The sequence below is a fragment of the Fundidesulfovibrio sp. genome, from assembly GCF_058402725.1.
On sequence record NZ_JBZVFJ010000082.1, the window covers coordinates 1 to 17636 of the forward strand.

Annotated in this window: 13 protein-coding genes and 1 tRNA gene; 13 read left to right on the forward strand and 1 reads right to left on the reverse strand. The window is 63.4% G+C overall.

The features are described 5' to 3' along the window. The first annotated feature begins 59 nt into the window (after positions 1-59). The 10 genes from rpmG (at position 60) to rpoC (ending at position 11974) form a co-directional block, all read left to right on the forward strand. A complete protein-coding gene (gene rpmG, locus ACV4UX_RS11715; protein ID WP_173087255.1) occupies positions 60-209 on the forward strand; it encodes a 50S ribosomal protein L33 in 150 nt (49 codons plus the stop codon). 16 nt (positions 210-225) lie between these two features. Next, positions 226-301 (forward strand) — tRNA-Trp (locus ACV4UX_RS11720). 19 nt (positions 302-320) lie between these two features. Beyond that, positions 321-578 carry a preprotein translocase subunit SecE gene (gene secE, locus ACV4UX_RS11725; protein ID WP_173087254.1) on the forward strand — a complete coding sequence of 86 codons (258 nt, stop codon included), beginning with the start codon at positions 321-323 and terminating at the stop codon, positions 576-578. After that, complete coding sequence (gene nusG / locus ACV4UX_RS11730; protein WP_491593464.1) at positions 575-1144, forward strand: transcription termination/antitermination protein NusG; 570 nt, start codon at positions 575-577, stop codon at positions 1142-1144. The genes secE and nusG overlap by 4 nt, the downstream gene beginning before the upstream one ends. 42 nt (positions 1145-1186) lie before the next feature. Then, positions 1187-1612: a 50S ribosomal protein L11 gene (gene rplK / locus ACV4UX_RS11735; protein ID WP_173087252.1), complete on the forward strand. Its 426-nt coding sequence runs from the start codon at positions 1187-1189 to the stop codon at positions 1610-1612. Positions 1613-1626: 14 nt separating this feature from the next. After that, positions 1627-2334, forward strand: coding sequence for a 50S ribosomal protein L1 (gene rplA / locus ACV4UX_RS11740; protein WP_491593465.1), 708 nt, complete (start codon positions 1627-1629; stop codon positions 2332-2334). 112 nt (positions 2335-2446) lie between these two features. Beyond that, positions 2447-2971, forward strand: coding sequence for a 50S ribosomal protein L10 (gene rplJ / locus ACV4UX_RS11745; RefSeq protein ID WP_491593466.1), 525 nt, complete (start codon positions 2447-2449; stop codon positions 2969-2971). A gap of 28 nt (positions 2972-2999) precedes the next feature. After that, a complete protein-coding gene (rplL, locus tag ACV4UX_RS11750) occupies positions 3000-3389 on the forward strand; it encodes a 50S ribosomal protein L7/L12 (protein WP_491593467.1) in 390 nt (129 codons plus the stop codon). 220 nt (positions 3390-3609) lie between these two features. Continuing rightward, the gene (gene rpoB / locus ACV4UX_RS11755; protein ID WP_491593468.1) at positions 3610-7713 is read left to right on the forward strand and encodes a DNA-directed RNA polymerase subunit beta; all 4104 of its coding nucleotides are present in this window, start codon (positions 3610-3612) and stop codon (positions 7711-7713) included. Between the two features lie 103 nt (positions 7714-7816). Continuing rightward, the gene (gene rpoC, locus ACV4UX_RS11760) at positions 7817-11974 is read left to right on the forward strand and encodes a DNA-directed RNA polymerase subunit beta' (protein WP_491593469.1); all 4158 of its coding nucleotides are present in this window, start codon (positions 7817-7819) and stop codon (positions 11972-11974) included. Positions 11975-12298: 324 nt separating this feature from the next. Here the strand turns inward: rpoC and ACV4UX_RS11765 are convergent, their stop codons facing one another. Further along, positions 12299-14263 (reverse strand): sensor histidine kinase, encoded by a 1965-nt coding sequence (locus ACV4UX_RS11765; protein ID WP_491593470.1) that lies wholly within the window; start codon positions 14261-14263, stop codon positions 12299-12301. A 333-nt stretch (positions 14264-14596) separates the two neighbouring features. Here ACV4UX_RS11765 and rpsL point away from each other — a divergent pair, with 333 nt between their 5' ends. The 3 genes from rpsL to fusA are packed head-to-tail and all read left to right on the forward strand — an operon-like array spanning position 14597 to position 17545. Further along, positions 14597-14968 (forward strand): 30S ribosomal protein S12, encoded by a 372-nt coding sequence (rpsL, locus tag ACV4UX_RS11770; RefSeq protein ID WP_491593471.1) that lies wholly within the window; start codon positions 14597-14599, stop codon positions 14966-14968. A gap of 16 nt (positions 14969-14984) precedes the next feature. Further along, positions 14985-15455 (forward strand): 30S ribosomal protein S7, encoded by a 471-nt coding sequence (gene rpsG, locus ACV4UX_RS11775; protein WP_491593472.1) that lies wholly within the window; start codon positions 14985-14987, stop codon positions 15453-15455. A gap of 17 nt (positions 15456-15472) precedes the next feature. Next, complete coding sequence (gene fusA, locus ACV4UX_RS11780; RefSeq protein ID WP_491593473.1) at positions 15473-17545, forward strand: elongation factor G; 2073 nt, start codon at positions 15473-15475, stop codon at positions 17543-17545. Positions 17546-17636 lie beyond the last annotated feature (91 nt).

Genomic DNA, 17636 nt, shown 5'->3' on the forward strand with positions numbered 1-17636 from the left:
CCGCGAAGGCGGCCGTACCGTTGGCGCCGGTGTCGTGACCGAGATCATGGAGTAGGACAATGCGCCTGAACATCATCTTGCAGTGCACCGAGTGCAAGCGCAAGAATTACGCGACGGAAAAGAACAAGAAGAATACGACCGGACGGCTCGAGGTGAAAAAGTATTGTCCCTGGGACAAGAAACACACCGTGCACCGCGAGGCTAAATAGTCGGGCCGTATAACGCAGGGCAGTAGCTCCAACGGCAGAGCATCGGACTCCAAATCCGAGGGTTGTGGGTTCGAATCCCTCCTGCCCTGCCATCTTTCCCGGTAGGCGCAAATGGCCGCAAAAAAGGCGAAAACCGGCGATGCGGCGGAGAATGAAACCTCCGCCGCGTCTTCGGTGACGGGCAAAGTCGAGGAGTTCAAGGAATTCCTCGAACTGTCCAAGGTGGAGATCAAGAAGGTCACCTGGCCCACGAAGCGGGAGACCATCACCACCTCCGTGGCAGTGCTTGTCCTGGTGGTCGTGATGACCCTCTTTCTGGGCATCGTCGATCTTGGGCTTTCCAAACTGATCGAGTACATCTTGTCATGACCGAGAACACGCTCGACATCCCTGCGCCCGACGAGTCCAAGGCGCGTTGGTACATCGTCCACACCTATTCCGGGTTCGAGAACAGGGTGGAGCAGACCATTCGCGAAATGATGCGTACGGGGCAGGACGAAGGGGCCATCGAAGAGGTGGTCGTACCTACCGAGAAGGTGATCGAACTGGTCAAGGGCGAGAAGCGGACCTCTACCAGGAAGTTCTACCCCGGCTACGTGATGATCAAGATGGCCATGCACGACAAGTCCTGGCACTTGGTCCAAGAAATTCCCAGGGTCACCGGGTTTGTCGGAGGAAAGAACCGTCCGACCCCCATGCGCGACTCCGAAGCCCTGCGCGTGCTCTCCTTGATGGAAAGCCGTCAGGAGCAGCCGCGTCCCAAGTTCAATTTCGACCGCGGCGACGAGGTCCGGGTCATCGACGGGCCTTTCGGCGGGTTCAACGCCCTCGTGGAGGACGTGAACTACGACAAGGGCAAGCTCAAGGTCTCCGTGTCCATTTTCGGCCGCCAGACCCCCGTCGAGCTCGACTTCGTGCAGGTGACCAAAAACTAGCGGGCCTCCCGGTCCGCCTCCCGATCAAAGGACGACACGACCATGGCCAAGAAAGAAGTCGCCAAAATCAAGCTGCAGCTGCCGGCCGGCAAGGCCAACCCCTCGCCCCCGGTCGGCCCCGCCCTGGGCCAGCACGGCGTGAACATCATGGAGTTCTGCAAGGCGTACAACGCCAAGACGCAGGACCAGATCGGCATGACCATCCCCGTGGTCATCACGGTCTACGCCGACCGCTCCTTCACCTTCATCACCAAGACCCCCCCGGCCTCGGTGCTGCTGGTCAAGGCCGCCAAGGTGGAAAAGGGCTCCGGCGAGCCCAACAAGAACAAGGTCGGCAAGGTGACTCGCGCCCAGGTCGAGGAGATCGCCAAGCTCAAGATGCAGGACATGACCGCCAAGGACCTGGACGCCGCCATGAACACCATCATGGGAACGGCTCGCAGCATGGGTCTGGACGTCGTGAGCTAAAAAGGAATACCGCCATGCCCAAGCACGGAAAGAAATACCGCTCCGCCGTCGAAGGCGTCGATCAGACACTGAAGTTCGACCTCTCCGACGCCGTCAAGAAGGCGATCGAGGCCGGCCCCGCCAAGTTCGACGAGACCGTGGACGTGGCCGTCTGCCTCGGCGTCGATCCCAAATACTCCGACCAGATGGTGCGCGGCGCCGTCACCCTGCCGCACGGCCTGGGCAAGACCATCCGCGTGGCCGTGTTCTGCAAGGGCGACAAGGTCGCCGAAGCCAAGGCCGCCGGCGCCGACATCGTGGGCGCCGAAGACCTGGTGGAGCAGATCCAGGGCGGCATGCTCGACTTCGACAAAGCCGTCGCCACCCCGGACATGATGGCCCTGGTCGGCAAGATCGGACGCGTTCTCGGCCCCCGCGGGCTGATGCCCAACGCAAAGACCGGCACCGTGACCATGAACGTCACCGACGCCGTGAAGGAGCTCAAGGCCGGTCGCGTGGAGTTCCGCGTGGACAAGGCCGGTGTGCTCCACGCCCCGCTGGGCAAGAAGAGCTTCGGCCCGGACAAGATTCTCGAAAACTTCAAGGCGCTGCTCGACACCGTGATCCGCCTGAAGCCCAGCGCGGCCAAGGGCACCTATCTGAAGTCCATGGCCGTGGCCACCACCATGGGGCCTGGCTTCAAGATCGACACCACCACGGTGAAGAAGTTTCTCGAAGGCTAGAGTTTACCCGGAAGTAAGTCAATGACAGCGGGTGGGGTTTGGCCCCTTAATAGCCCGCCGAGGCATGCCGCTTTGGCTTGCTTCCACCCTATAACCCTGGAGGAGGCAGACCTTGCAAACTCGCGAAGAAAAAGCCGAGATCATTGAGAAAATCAAGGATCGGGCTGGTCGCGCGAGCATTGCCGTGGTCACCGATTTCAAGGGCCTGACGGTGGAAGAGGTGACTGGCCTGAGAGTCAAACTCCGCGACGCGGGGGTTGATTTCCAGGTAGTCAAGAACACCCTGGCCCGGATCGCGTTGACCGGCAGCCCGCATGACTCGATCAAGGAACGGTTCAAGGAGCAGTGCGCCGTGGCATTCGGCTACGACGACCCTGTCGCCTGCGCCAAGGCCCTTGTCGACTACGCCAAAACCAACAAGAAGTTCTCCGTCCGATTCGCCAGCCTGCAGGGCCAGGTGATCGACGAGGCCGGACTCAAGGCCCTTTCCATGCTGCCCAGCAAGCCTCAGCTGCTGGCCCAGGTGCTTGGGACCATGAACGCCGTGCCCACGAACTTCGTGTCCGTCCTGGCCAACGTGATGCGTGGCGTGTTGAACGTGCTCACGGCCCTCAAAGACAAAAAAGAAGCCGCTTAAGCCAAAGCGCCCTGAAGGAGAAGACGCAATGTCCGACGTGACCAAAGAGCAGGTTGTCGATTTCATCGCCAATATGACCGTTCTCGAGCTCTCCCAGTTCATCAAGGAGCTTGAGGAGAAGTTCGGCGTGTCCGCCGCCGCCCCCATGGCCGCCATGCCCATGATGGCCATGCCCGGCGCCGAAGCCGCCGCCGAAGTGGAAGAGAAGACCGAGTTCGACGTGATCCTCACCGGCTCCGGCGCCAACAAGATCAACGTGATCAAGGTTGTGCGCGCCCTCACCGGCCTGGGCCTGAAGGAAGCCAAGGACAAGGTCGACACCCTGCCCTCCACCCTGAAGGAAGCCGTGTCCAAGGCCGACGCCGAAGACGCCAAGAAGCAGCTTGAAGAGGCCGGCGCCACTTGCGAAATTAAGTAGATTGTTGCAAGACAACACATCGACCCGAAAGAGCGCACCCCCCGCAAGGGGGGAGTGCGCTCTTTCGCGCTTTCGTTTGCAATCCCGCTAATCGCCAATGATTCCGGCGGGTTAAATATATAGGGCATCGAGGCCCAGGCCAGACCGGGAACGCCCCGGAATTCCGTGAAGGCCGTCCGGCCTGTCCGGCGGCTCAACACCACTTCTCTTCGAGGGAACAATGGCCCAGCTGACCAAGAGTTTCGGCAAGGTCGACGACTCCGTTACCATCCCCCACCTTCTCAACCTGCAGGTCGACTCCTACGATCTCTTCCTGCAGCGCGACGTTCCGCCTGCCTCCCGTGCCGACGCCGGCCTGGAGGGCGTGTTCCGCTCCGTCTTCCCCATTGAGGACTTCAACAAGACCGCAAGCCTCGAATACGTCAACTACGAAATCGGGGAACCCAAATACGACGTTCCCGAGTGCATTTCCAAGGGCCTCACGCTTGAAGCTCCCTTGCGCATCAAGGTCCGCCTCGTGGTCTACGACGTGGACGAAGAGACCGAAAACCGCACCATCCGCGACATCAAGGAACAGGTGATCTACTTCGGCACCGTTCCCCTGATGACTGAGAAGGGCACCTTCATCATCAACGGCACCGAGCGCGTCATCGTCAACCAGCTCCAGCGCTCGCCCGGCATCATTTTCGAGCACGACTCCGGCAAGACCCACACCTCCCGCAAGGTGCTCTATTCCTGCCGCGTGATTCCCATGCGCGGATCGTGGCTCGACTTCGATTTCGACCACAAGGACATCCTTTACGTCCGCATCGACCGCCGCAGGAAGATGCCGGCCACCATCCTCCTGAAGGCCATGGGGATGTCCAAGACCGATATTCTCTCCTATTTCTACGACATCGAGCATTACTTCTTCCAGGGCGACCGCGTCTTCCGCGAGGTCCAGCCCCAGTACTACCGCAAGGAAAAGGCCTGGTCCGACATCTCCGGAACAGACGGCAAGGTCATCGCCGGCGTCGACAAGCCCATCACCAAGCGCGCCTGGCGGCTCATCCAGGAAGCGGGCATCGACCGCATCCCCGTCGACCCCGTGTCGCTCGAGGGCCTTTTCGTGGCCAAGGACTTTGCCGACCCCAACACCGGCGAGGTGGTCTGCGAACCCGGCGACGAGTTGACGCCCGCGCTCATCGAACGCCTGCGCGACCTGGGCGTGGATTCCATCCCCACCCTCTTCACCAAGGGCATGGACGTCTCCAGCTCGCTGCGCGACACCCTCCTGCTGGACAAGACCGCCGACATCACCGCCGCCCAGGTGGAGATCTACCGCCGTCTGCGCCCCAGCTCGCCCCCGACTCCGGAGATCGCGGCCAACTTCTTCGAGAACCTCTTCCGCAACCCGGACTACTACGACCTCTCGCCCGTGGGCCGCTACAAGCTCAACTCGCGCCTGAAGGTCGACCAGCCGCTCGATTTCCGCACGCTCTCCAACGACGACATCCTCAAGGCGATCAAGCACCTGATCTACCTTAAGGATTCGCACGGCCCCGCCGACGACATCGACCACCTGGGCAACCGCCGGGTTCGTCCCGTGGGCGAACTGGTGGAGAACCAGTACCGCATCGGCCTCGTGCGCATGGAGCGCGCCATCAAGGAACGCATGAGCCTCCAGGAAGTGGCCACGCTCATGCCCCATGACCTCATCAACCCCAAGCCGGTGGCGGCCGTGCTCAAGGAGTTCTTCGGGACCTCCCAGCTCTCCCAGTTCATGGACCAGACCAACCCGCTCTCCGAGGTCACCCACAAGCGCAGGCTTTCGGCCCTTGGCCCCGGCGGCCTTACCCGCGAGCGCGCGGGCTTCGAGGTGCGCGACGTGCACACCTCCCACTACGGCCGCATCTGCCCCATCGAGACGCCGGAAGGGCCGAACATCGGCCTCATCGTCTCCCTGACCACCTACTCCAAGGTGAACGACTTCGGCTTCATCGAGACCCCCTACCTCGTGGTCAAGGACAGCCAGGTCACTGACGAAGTGGTCTACATGGACGCCACCCGCGAGATCGACGAGGTGGTGGCGGCGGCCTCCACGCCGCTGGACCCCGAGAACCGTTTCATGACCCCCTTCGTCAACGGGCGCATCAAGGGCGACCAGCTCCCCGTGCCCATCGAGACGGTCACGCTCATGGACGTGTCGCCCGGCCAGATCGTGTCGGTGTCCGCAGCGCTCATCCCCTTCCTGGAGCATGACGACGCCAACCGCGCGCTCATGGGCTCCAACATGCAGCGCCAGGCCGTGCCGCTCATCCGGTGCGACCAGCCCCTGGTGGGCACCGGCATGGAAGGCGCGGTGGCCCAGGACTCGGGCTCCTGCCTTCTGGCCGAGGAGAACGGCGTGGTGCACTACGCCGACGCAGAACGCATCGTGGTGCGCTACGACAACGGCCTCTCGCCCCATACCGGCGGCGTGAAGGCCTATGAACTGCTCAAGTTCCACAAGTCCAACCAGAACACCTGCTTCGGACAGCAGCCCCGCGTGCTGGTGAACCAGCGCGTGAAAAAGGGCGACGTGCTGGCCGACGGCCCCGGCATCCGCGACGGCGAGCTGGCCCTGGGCAAGAACCTGCTCGTGGCCTTCATGCCCTGGTGCGGCTACAACTTCGAGGACTCCATCCTCATCTCCGAGCGCGTGGTGAAGGAAGACGTCTTCACCTCCATGCACATTGAGGAATTCGAAGTGGTGGCCCGCGACACCAAGCTGGGACCCGAGGAAATCACCCGGGACATCCCCAACGTCGGCGAGGAGATGCTCAAGAACCTCGACGACTGCGGCATCATCCGCATCGGCGCCAAGGTGAAGCCCGAGGACATCCTGGTGGGCAAGATCACCCCCAAGGGCGAAACCCAGCTCACCCCCGAAGAGAAGCTCCTGCGCGCAATCTTCGGCGACAAGGCCCGCGACGTGAAGAACACCTCCCTCAAGGTGCCGCCAGGCATCGAGGGCACGGTGATCGACGTGCGCGTCTTCAACCGCCGCTCCGGCGAGAAGGACGACCGCACCAAGCAGATCGAGGATGCCGAGCTCAACAAGATCGACATCAAGGAAGGCCAGCACATCGACGGCATCACCACCCAGATGCGCGCGCGCATCTGGGAGTTCGCCCAGGGCAAGTCCATCGGACAGACCCTCATGGGCAAGAAGAAGGGCGAAGTGCTCGTGGAGGCCGGACACCCCATCCGCCAGGACGTGTTCGACACCCTGCCCGTGAAGAAGCTGGCCAACCTCTTCCAGTCCAAGGACATCAACGACCGCATCGCGGACCTGCTGGAATCCTACGATCGCCAGGTGCGCTTCGTGAAGGAAGTCTACGAGTCCAAGCGCGGCAAGGCCGTGGAAGGCGACGATCTGCCCCCGGGCGTGATCAAGATGGTCAAGGTGTATGTGGCCGTGAAACGCAAGCTCCAGGTGGGCGACAAGATGGCCGGCCGCCACGGCAACAAGGGCGTCGTCTCGTGCATCCTGCCCGCAGAGGACATGCCCTTCTTCGCCGACGGCTCCCCTGTGGACATCGTGCTCAACCCCCTGGGCGTGCCCTCGCGCATGAACATCGGCCAGATCATGGAGACCCACCTCGGATGGGCCGCCAAGGAACTGGGACACCAGCTGGCCACCATGGTGGAGCAGGGCCTGCACGTGAAGGACCTGCGCGAGCAGGTGAAAAAGACCTTCGAATCGCCCCTTACCGACAAGCTCGTGGACGAACTGGAAGACGCCGAATTCGTGGCCGCCGTGAAGAAGCTGCGCCAGGGCATCGTCTGCAAGACCCCGGTGTTCGACGGCGCTTCCGAGGAAGAGATCTGGGGCTGGCTCGTGAAGGCCGGCCTGCCCGAGGACGGCAAGGCCAGGCTCTACGACGGACGCACCGGCGAGGCCTTCCACCGCTCCGTCACCGTGGGCATCATGTACATGCTGAAGCTCCACCACCTGGTGGATGAAAAGATACACGCCCGCTCCACGGGCCCATACTCGCTGGTCACCCAGCAGCCGCTGGGCGGCAAGGCCCAGTTCGGCGGCCAGCGCCTGGGCGAAATGGAAGTCTGGGCCTTGGAGGCCTACGGCGCCTCGTACCTCCTGCAGGAGTTCCTCACCGTCAAGTCCGACGACGTGGGCGGACGCGTGAAGATGTACGAGAAGATCGTCAAGGGCGACAACTTCCTGGAAGCGGGGCTGCCCGAGTCCTTCAACGTTCTGGTCAAGGAGCTCATGAGCCTTGGCCTGGACGTGGACCTCATCCAGGACGAAAAGAAGATGAAGGCCGCCGCCCGCCGCTAGGGGCAAGGCCCGACGACGCGCCGATTGATCCGGTCCCCGGGTTCGCCCGGGGACCGGCCACGATACGAAGACTGGACGACCCAACAACCACGCGAGGGTGACCATGTCCCTGGACGACCTGTTCAGCCTGAGAGGCACAGCGGCCACGCAGCTCTCCAGCCGCACGCTCAAGGCCATCAAGATATCCATCGCCTCCCCCGAGAAGATCCGTGAATGGAGCTTCGGCGAGGTGAAGAAGCCCGAGACCATCAACTACCGCACCTTCAAGCCGGAGCGCGACGGCCTCTTCTGCGCCAAGATCTTCGGCCCCGTGAAGGACTACGAGTGCAACTGCGGCAAGTACAAGCGCATGAAGCACCGCGGCATCGTGTGCGAGAAGTGCGGCGTGGAGGTCATCGCCTCCAAGGTCCGCCGCGAGCGCATGGGCCATATCGAACTGGCCGCTCCCGTGGCCCACATCTGGTTCCTGAAAACCCTGCCCTCCAAGATCGGCACCCTGCTCGACATGACCATGGTGGACCTGGAGAAGGTGCTCTATTTCGACTCCTACGTGGTCATCGACCCCAAGGAGACCAACCTCCAGCGCCTCCAGGTGATCAGCGAAGACCAGTACCTCCAGATCATCGACCACTACGGCGAGGACGCCGTCACCGTGGGCATGGGCGCCGAGGCCATCCGCTCCTTCATCGAGGAGATCGACCTGGCCAAGCTGCGGGCCGAGCTGCGCGAGGAATCGCTCACCACCCGCTCCCAGACCAAGAAGAAGAAGATCATCAAGCGCCTGAAGATCGTCGAGGCGTTCCTGGAGTCCAACAACAAGCCCGAGTGGATGGTCATGGAAGTGATTCCTGTCATCCCGCCCGAGCTGCGCCCCCTGGTCCCCCTGGACGGCGGCCGCTTCGCCACCTCGGACCTGAACGACCTCTACCGCCGCGTGATCAACCGCAACAACCGCCTGAAGCGGCTCTTGGAGCTGGGCGCGCCGGACATCATCATCCGCAACGAGAAGCGCATGCTTCAGGAGGCCGTGGACGCCCTGTTCGACAACGGCCGCCGGGGCCGCGCCATCACGGGCACCAACGGCCGCCCTCTCAAGTCCCTCTCGGACATGATCAAGGGCAAGCAGGGCCGCTTCCGCCAGAACCTCTTGGGCAAGCGCGTGGACTACTCGGGCCGTTCCGTCATCGTGGTGGGCCCCAAGCTGAAGCTGCACCAGTGCGGTCTGCCCAAGAAGATGGCCCTGGAACTCTTCAAGCCCTTCATCTACGCCAAGCTGGAGGAGAAGGGCCTGGCCACCACCATCAAGACCGCCAAGAAGATGGTGGAACGCGAAGAACTGGTGGTCTGGGACATCCTTGAAGACGTGGTGCGCGAATACCCCATCATGCTCAACCGCGCCCCCACGCTGCACAGGCTGGGCATCCAGTCCTTCGAGCCCACCCTGGTGGAAGGCAAGGCCATCCAGCTGCACCCCCTGGTCTGCGCCGCCTACAACGCCGACTTCGACGGCGACCAGATGGCCGTGCACGTGCCCCTCTCCGTGGAGGCCCAGATCGAGTGCCGCGTGCTCATGATGAGCACCAACAACATCCTCTCGCCCGCCAACGGCAACCCCATCATCGTGCCCTCCCAGGACATCGTGCTGGGGCTCTACTACCTCACCGTGGAGCGCAGCTTCCAGCCCGGCGAAGGCAAGGTGTTCGCCAACCCCATGGAGTGCATCACCGCGCACCATGCAGGCATCGTGCACCTGCACGCCCGGGTGAAGGTGCGCATGGACGGCAAGCTGGTGCTCACCAGCCCCGGACGCATCATGGTGGGCGAGCTGCTGCCCCCCGAGGCCCCGTTCGAGCTGGTGAACACCGTGCTCAACAAGAAGTCCATCGGCCGCCTTGTGAGCGAGGTCTACCGCCTGGCCGGAACCAAGGCCACGGTGCTCCTCTGCGACCACCTGAAGGACCTGGGCTTCGAGTACGCCACCCGCGCTGGCGTCTCCATCGGCGTGAAGGACTTGACCATCCCGCGCATGAAGGCCGTGATCCTGGAGAAGTCCACCAACGAGGTGGACGAGATCCAGCAGCAGTACGCCGAGGGCATCATCACCCGCACGGAAAAGTACAACAAGGTCGTGGACGTGTGGACCAAGGCCACCAACGACGTGGCCTCCGAGATGATGAAGGAGATCTCCACCGACCTCATGGTGGACGAGAAGTCCGGCAAGGAGGAGCGCAACACCTCCTTCAACGCCATCTTCATGATGACCCACTCCGGATCGCGAGGCAACCCCGACCAGATGCGCCAGCTCGCGGGCATGCGCGGCCTCATGGCCAAGCCCTCCGGCGAGATCATCGAAACGCCCATCACGTCCAACTTCCGTGAAGGCCTCTCGGTGGCGCAGTACTTCAACTCCACCCACGGCGCTCGTAAGGGCCTTGCCGACACGGCGCTCAAGACGGCCAACTCCGGCTACCTCACCCGCCGCCTCGTGGACGTGGTGCAGGACGTGATCATCACCGAGATCGACTGCGGCACCGTGGACGGCCTGGAGATCAAGCACTACGAGAAGTCGGGCGAGATCAAACAGCGCCTGGCCGAGCGCGCCCTGGGCCGCGTGGTCATGTTCGACGTGTTCGACCCCGAGACCTATGAGGTGCTCATCCCCGCCAACACGGTGGTGGACGAGACCTGGGCCCTGCGCATCGAGGAGCTGGGCCTGCCCAACCTGACCATCCGCTCCACGCTCACCTGCCAGTCCGGGCAGGGCGTGTGCGCCATGTGCTACGGCCGAGATCTGGCGCGCGGGCACCTGGTCAACGTGGGCGAGACCGTGGGCATCATCGCCGCGCAGTCCATCGGCGAACCCGGCACGCAGCTGACCATGCGCACCTTCCACATCGGCGGCACGGCGGCCCGCGAAATCGAAAAGTCGTCCATCCCGGCGCAGCACGCCGGCCGCGCGGTGCTCCACCGCATCAAGCTGGTGAAGAACCAGGAAGGCGTGCAGATCGTCCTGGGCAAGTCCGGCCAGGTGTCCATCGTGGACGACCAGGGCCGCGAGCGCGAGAAGTACTCCCTGCCCTCGGGCGCGCGCCTCATGGTCACCGACGGACAGGTCATCAAGAAGGACCAGATCCTCGCCGAATGGGACCCCTTCAACGAACCCTTCGTCACCGACGTCGAAGGCATGGTGAAATTCACCGACATCATCGAAGGCAAGACCTACCAGGAGAAGGTGGACGACGCCACCAAGCGCGCCACCCAGACCATCATCGAATACCGCACCACGCCCTATCGCCCCACCATCACCGTGGTGGGCGACGACGGCCAGGCCAAGATCCGCCCGGGAACCAACTCGGCGGCCATCTTCCAGCTGCCCGTGGGCGCCATCATCATGATCCGCGACGGCGAGCCCGTGAAGGCCGGTGACGTGCTGGCCCGCAAGCCTCGCGAATCCTCCAAGACCAAGGACATCGTGGGCGGCCTTCCCCGCGTGGCCGAGCTCTTCGAGGTGCGCAAACCCAAGGACCTCGCCGTGGTCTCCGAAATCGACGGCATCGTCTCCTTCGGCCCAGAGACCAAGGGCAAGCGCAAGGTCATCGTCACCCCCGAGACCGGCGACCCCAAGGATTACCTCGTGCCGCGCGGCAAGCACATCACGGCCCAGGAGGGCGACTTCGTGGAAGCCGGCGAGTGCCTCACCGAAGGCAACCCCGAACTGCACGACATCCTGAAGATCAAGGGCGAGAAGGTTCTTGCGCGCTACCTGGTGGAAGAAATCCAGGACGTGTACCGCTTCCAGGGCGTTAACATCAACGACAAGCACATCGAGATCATCGTGCGCCAGATGCTCAAGAAGGTGGCCGTCACCGATTCCGGAGACACCAACTTCCTCATCGGCGAACAGGTGGACAAGGCCAAGTTCATGGAGGAGAACGCCCGCGTGATGCAGGAGGGCCTCAAGCCCGCCGTGGCCGAGCCCCTGGTGCTGGGCATCACCCAGTCCAGCCTCTCCACGGACTCCTTCATCTCCGCCGCCTCCTTCCAGGAGACCACCAAGGTGCTCACCGAAGCCTCCCTCATGGGCAAGGAAGACCACCTGCGCGGCCTCAAGGAAAACGTCATCGTGGGCCGCCTCATCCCCGCCGGCACCGGCTACCGCCGCTACATGGACACCGAGATCGAGGTGCCCGAACAGCCCGAACGCCCCGAGCGCTTCGTGGACGACCTGGAGGAAACCTCCGCCTCCTACCTGGACCAGTAAGCTCCAGGCAGACGGATCCTCACATGGCGGCCCTGAAAAGGGCCGCCTTTTTTATGTCGCCCTGCGACATCCGGTCGTGGCCCGGAAGGCGAAGGGCAGCGGGGCAGGGCGGGAGGAACCTGCAATGGTCGTAAAGCATGCCTTCGGATATTCCCTCGCATGGCGGAGTTCACCATACAGAAGGGCTTCGTGCCGCTGCATGCCATGCAATCACTGGTCTTGACTCCGTCGGAGGGCGCCTCGGAGAAATCCCGCGAGCATCGGCTTCAGGGATAAGCGGTCGAGCGCAGAAGAGAGGGGGGCGGGCGACTCGGGATCAGCGCATCATTGGGTACGAAATTCGACCGAGTAGCGCATGCCTCGCGTCGAGTCCAGGTGCAACTCGCCCTCAAGCTGGTCTGCCAGGCTGCGCACGAGCAGCAGTCCCAGGGTTCCGCCCGACTCGAGCAGGCGTTCATCGGGCATGCCTGGGCCGTCATCGGCCACGAGCAGCACGGCCCGGCCATCTCCTGCAGGGAGCAGGGAAACCTCCAGCCTCCCTCTACGCCCACCTGCGAAGGCGTACTTGAAGGCGTTGGTGACCAGTTCGTTGATCAGGAGCCCCAGGGGGATGGCGCGCTCGATGGTCAGGCGAACGTCGCGAGCCTCGATGTCCAGCGCGACGATTCCCTCGGGTTGGCGGTGTGCGTCCGCGATGTGTTGCACCAACGCGGGGACGTAATGGTCCATGTGCACGGCTGAGAGGTCTTCCGAGCGGTAAAGGTGCTCATGGACGAGGGCCATGGCAAGAATGCGGTCGCGGACACGGGAAAGTCCGGAGCGTTCATCGTCGGGATTCGTGTCGGCTTGGAGGCTCAATAGGCTCAAGATGATCTGGAGGTTGTTCTTCACGCGATGATGGATTTCGCGCAACATCAACTCCTTCTCGCGCAGGGAGCGAAGCAGGGCGTCCTCGGTTCGGCAGGCCTCGGTGATGTCGATGTTGATCCCCAGGATGCCGATGGTGCAGCCGTCGACGTCCGGCAGGGGCCCGAGAACGGTCTGGACTTGTCTCTTCGATCCGCCTGGGAGCGTCTGCTCGTCCTGGACGGTGAAGGTCTCCCCGCCATAAGCCCGGAGGTTGTTGGCCTCCCAACGCCGCAAGGTGATCTCCGGGATGCCCTCGGCCTCGAACGGCAGGCCGCGCAGATCCCCCCAGGCCTTTACGCAGGAATCGCTCTGGAAAATGACGCGACCGTCACGGTCTCTGGCCCAGGCCTCCACGGGGAGGTTGTGGAGCAGGGTTCCGAACAGGGCGTCCTGGCGGCGCCGGGCGGCGTCCACCTGGGTGGCGTCGCTCAGCCAGCGACGGGCAAAAAGGGCCAGCAGGAGCACCAGAATGATGCCCGCCGCGCAGAATCCGGCATTGATGAAGGCCTTCACGCGCCACTGGGCGAGCACCTGGGCGCGGTCTTCGGAGACCACCAGCACGAGGTCGCCCGGGTGTGCGAGGCGGTGGAAGGTGACGAGTCGCTCCAGTCCGTCGAGCGTGTTGACCACCCGGTAATCCGCGGAATCCAGGCCGGAGGCCATGAACTGTTCGGTGGTCGGCAGGCCCTTCACGGAGCGCCCGGCCTGACCCTCCAGGAAGGGAACGCGCAGCCTGATGACATAGTCGCGACCCAGGAGCACAACCGACCCGTTGCGCCCGGAGATGGCCGCAGAAAGCGGCGTGATGAAGAAGTCCGGATTGATGCCGACGGCCACAACGCCCAGGAATTCACCGTCCGGCCTAAGTATGGGCCGGGACAGGGCCATGAGCTGACCGCCCACGAAGGCGTCGAAAGGTTCCGAGAGAAACAGCGCATCGATCTTGGAGCCCTGATGCACTTTGAAAAAGGAACGGTGGCTGAGGCCGATGCCCACGGCTTCGGGCACGGAGGAGCCGCGCAGGATGCCCGCCGGGTCCAGGAGGCCGATGGTCTCGATGAAGGGGAACGCCTCCTTGAGGGCCATGCATTTTTGCAGGAGGGCAGGGGAGTCCAGGGGGAGCAGGACCGCCTCGCGGGCGATCCTCGCCAACTGGTCGTCCACCAGGCGTAGGTTGGCGGAAAACTGCGCGTCGGCGGTTTGGGCCAGGGCGTAACGGAAGGCCCGGGACTCACGGAGCGTGCTGGAATGGTCCTGTTGGATGCTGAAGGCGGTGATCCCCAGGAGCGTCAGGGCGGCTCCGAAGGCGACGACCCAGATGGAGCGCGCCGCAGCCACGCCAAGTCGGGAGTCCGGAGAGGGAGGCCTGGGGTCTGCCATGGTCCGAAACCTGCGGAAACCTGGAAAAGAGTTCATGCGGGTGCAAATTAATCCATCCGTATCGAAGAAGGCAAGTTCCGTACAGAAGCTGAGCTCCTGAAGAATCGGAGGGGAATTCGGCCGAAATCTCTTGCCAACGCCTCGGCGGGTTGCTATCAAGACCTGCTTTCAGCGAGTCGCACGGTTTTCCGCGGCCAGTGACTGAACGGGAGGGCAGGTCTCTCCGCGCAGTCCAGTGTCGGCGCATTCCTCCCGGAGCCCGCTTGACAGGACCGGGATTTTTGTCTACTGCCGTGCGCCCTTGCAAAATTCACAACGCGAACGGAGCGAAGCATGCCCACGATCAACCAGCTCATCAACAAAGAGCGGGTGAAGCAGACCAAGCGCAAGAAGACCCCGGCTCTGCAAGCCTGCCCGCAGCGCCGCGGCGTGTGCACCCGCGTGTACACCACCACCCCCAAGAAGCCCAACTCGGCTCTGCGCAAGGTCGCGCGCGTGCGCCTGACCAACGGCATCGAGGTGACGAGCTACATCCCGGGCGAAGGCCACAACCTTCAGGAACACTCCGTGGTGATGATCCGCGGCGGCCGCGTGAAGGACCTTCCCGGCGTGCGCTACCACATCGTCCGCGGCACCCTGGACACTTCCGGCGTCGCCGACCGTCGTCAGAGCCGCTCCAAGTACGGCGCCAAGCGCCCCAAATAAGTTGAGGTAACGACCCATGCCCCGCAAAGGTCCCGTCGCCAAGCGGCAGATCCTGCCCGATCCGGTCTACAGCAGCGTGCTGGTGAAGAAGTTCATCAACCGCCTTATGCTCGACGGTAAGAAGTCCACCGCCGAGAACGTGTTCTATACGGCGGTCGAGCAGTTGGCCGAGAAGACCCAGGAAGAAGGTCTGAAGGCCTTCGAAAAGGCCCTGGCCAACGTGAAGCCGCACATGGAAGTGAAGCCCCGCCGCGTCGGCGGCGCTACCTACCAGGTGCCCATGGAAGTGCGCCCCGAGCGCCAGACCACCCTGGCCATCCGCTGGCTGATCGGCAACGCCCGCAAGCGCGGCGAGAAGGGCATGGTGGCCAGGCTTTCCGGCGAGCTGCTGGACGCCTTCAACAACCGCGGCGGCGCTGTGAAGAAGCGCGAAGACACCCATCGCATGGCGGACGCCAACAAGGCCTTCGCCCACTACCGGTGGTAGGATAGAGGAAGCCAGACGTGTCCAAACCAGTACCTATCGAGCGCCAGCGCAATATCGGCATCATGGCCCATATTGACGCAGGCAAGACCACCACCACCGAGCGCATTCTTTTCTACACCGGCGTCTCGCACAAGATCGGCGAAGTCCACGACGGCCAGGCTACCATGGACTGGATGGTCCAGGAGCAGGAGCGCGGCATCACGATCACTTCCGCCGCCACCACCTGTTTCTGGCGCGATCACCGGATCAACATCATCGACACCCCGGGCCACGTGGACTTCACCATCGAGGTGGAACGCTCGCTTCGCGTGCTCGACGGGGCCGTGGCCGTCTTCGACGCCGTGGCCGGCGTCGAACCCCAGACCGAGACCGTCTGGCGTCAGGCGGAGCGCTACCGCGTTCCGCGCATGTGCTTCGTGAACAAGATGGACCGCATCGGGGCCGACTTCTTCCGCTGCGTGGACATGGTCAAGCAGCGTCTCGGCGCCAAGGCCGTGCCCCTGCAGATCCCCATCGGCCGCGAGGATGAGTTCAAGGGCATCGTCGACCTGATCACCGGCAAGGCCTTCGTGTTCGACGACACCACCAAGGGCAAGGAATACAATATCGTCGACGTGCCCGCCGAGCTCAAGGACCAGTATGACATGCTGCGCCTTGAAATGCTCGAAGCCATCGCCGAGGAAGACGAAGCCCTCATGGAGAAGTACCTGGGCGGCGAAGAGCTCACCCCGGAGGAACTGCGCGCCGGCATCCGCAAGGCCGTCATCAACCTCTCCATCGTGCCCGTGCTCTGCGGCTCCGCCTTCAAGAACAAGGGCGTGCAGCCCCTGCTCGACGCCGTGGTGGATTTCCTCCCCTCCCCCGTGGACATTCCCCCCATCGTGGGCATGAACCCGGACAACGAGGAAGAGCGCATCGAGTGCCCCTGCGATCCGAACAAGCCCCTGGCCGCGCTGGCCTTCAAGCTCATGAGCGATCCGTTCATCGGGCACCTCACCTTCCTGCGCATCTATTCGGGCAAGATCGAGACCGGCATGTTCGTGCTCAACGCCGCCACCGGCAAGAAGGAGCGCGTCGGGCGTCTGCTGAAAATGCACGCCAACAAGCGTGAGGACATCAAGGTCGCGCTGGCTGGCGACATCGTGGCCGCCGTGGGCCTGAAGCTCACCTCCACCGGCGAGACCCTCTGCGACGAAAAGGGCGGCGTGGTCCTGGAGTCGCTCAACATTCCCGAGCCGGTCATCGAGGTGGCCATCGAGCCCAAGACCAAGACCGACCGCGACATCCTGTCGCAGGCCCTGGCCAAGCTCGCCAAGGAAGACCCCTCCTTCCGCGTGAAGACCGACGAGGAGACCAACCAGACCCTCATCGCCGGCATGGGCGAACTGCACCTGGAGATCATCGTGGACCGCCTCATGCGCGAGTTCAACGTGAACGCCAACGTCGGCGCTCCCCAGGTCGCCTACCGCGAGACCATCACCAAACTCGTCAAGCACGAGAACCGCTACGTCAAGCAGACCGGCGGCCGCGGCCAGTACGCCCACGTGGTGCTGGAAGTCGGCCCCAAGAGCGACGGCGGCTACGAGTTCGAGAACTCCATCGTGGGCGGCGTGATCCCCAAGGAATACATCCCCGCAGTGGACAAGGGCATCCAGAACGCCCTGAAGTCCGGCGTGCTGGCCGGGTTCCCCGTGGTGGACGTGCAGGTCAAGCTGGTCTTTGGCTCCTTCCACGAGGTGGACTCCTCCGAGCAGGCCTTCTACATCTGCGGTTCACAGGCCTTCAAGGAAGCTTGCCGTCAGGCCACTCCTGTGCTGCTCGAACCCATCATGAACGTCGAGGTGGTGACGCCCGACGAGTACCTGGGCGACGTCATGGGCGACCTCAACGGCAGGCGCGGGCGCGTCTCCAACCTGGAATCCCGCGTGGGGTCGCAGGTCATCAAGTGCCACGTGCCCCTGTCGAACATGTTCGGCTACGCCACGGATCTGCGTTCGCGCACCCAGGGCCGCGCCACGTTCACCATGCAGTTCGACCACTACGAGCAGGTTCCCGCGAGCCTGGCCGAAGAAATCATCAAGAAGAAATAAAGGGACGCCCCAGGAGATCACGCTATGGGCAAGGCCAAATTCGAGCGCAACAAGCCGCACGTCAACATCGGCACCATCGGTCACATCGACC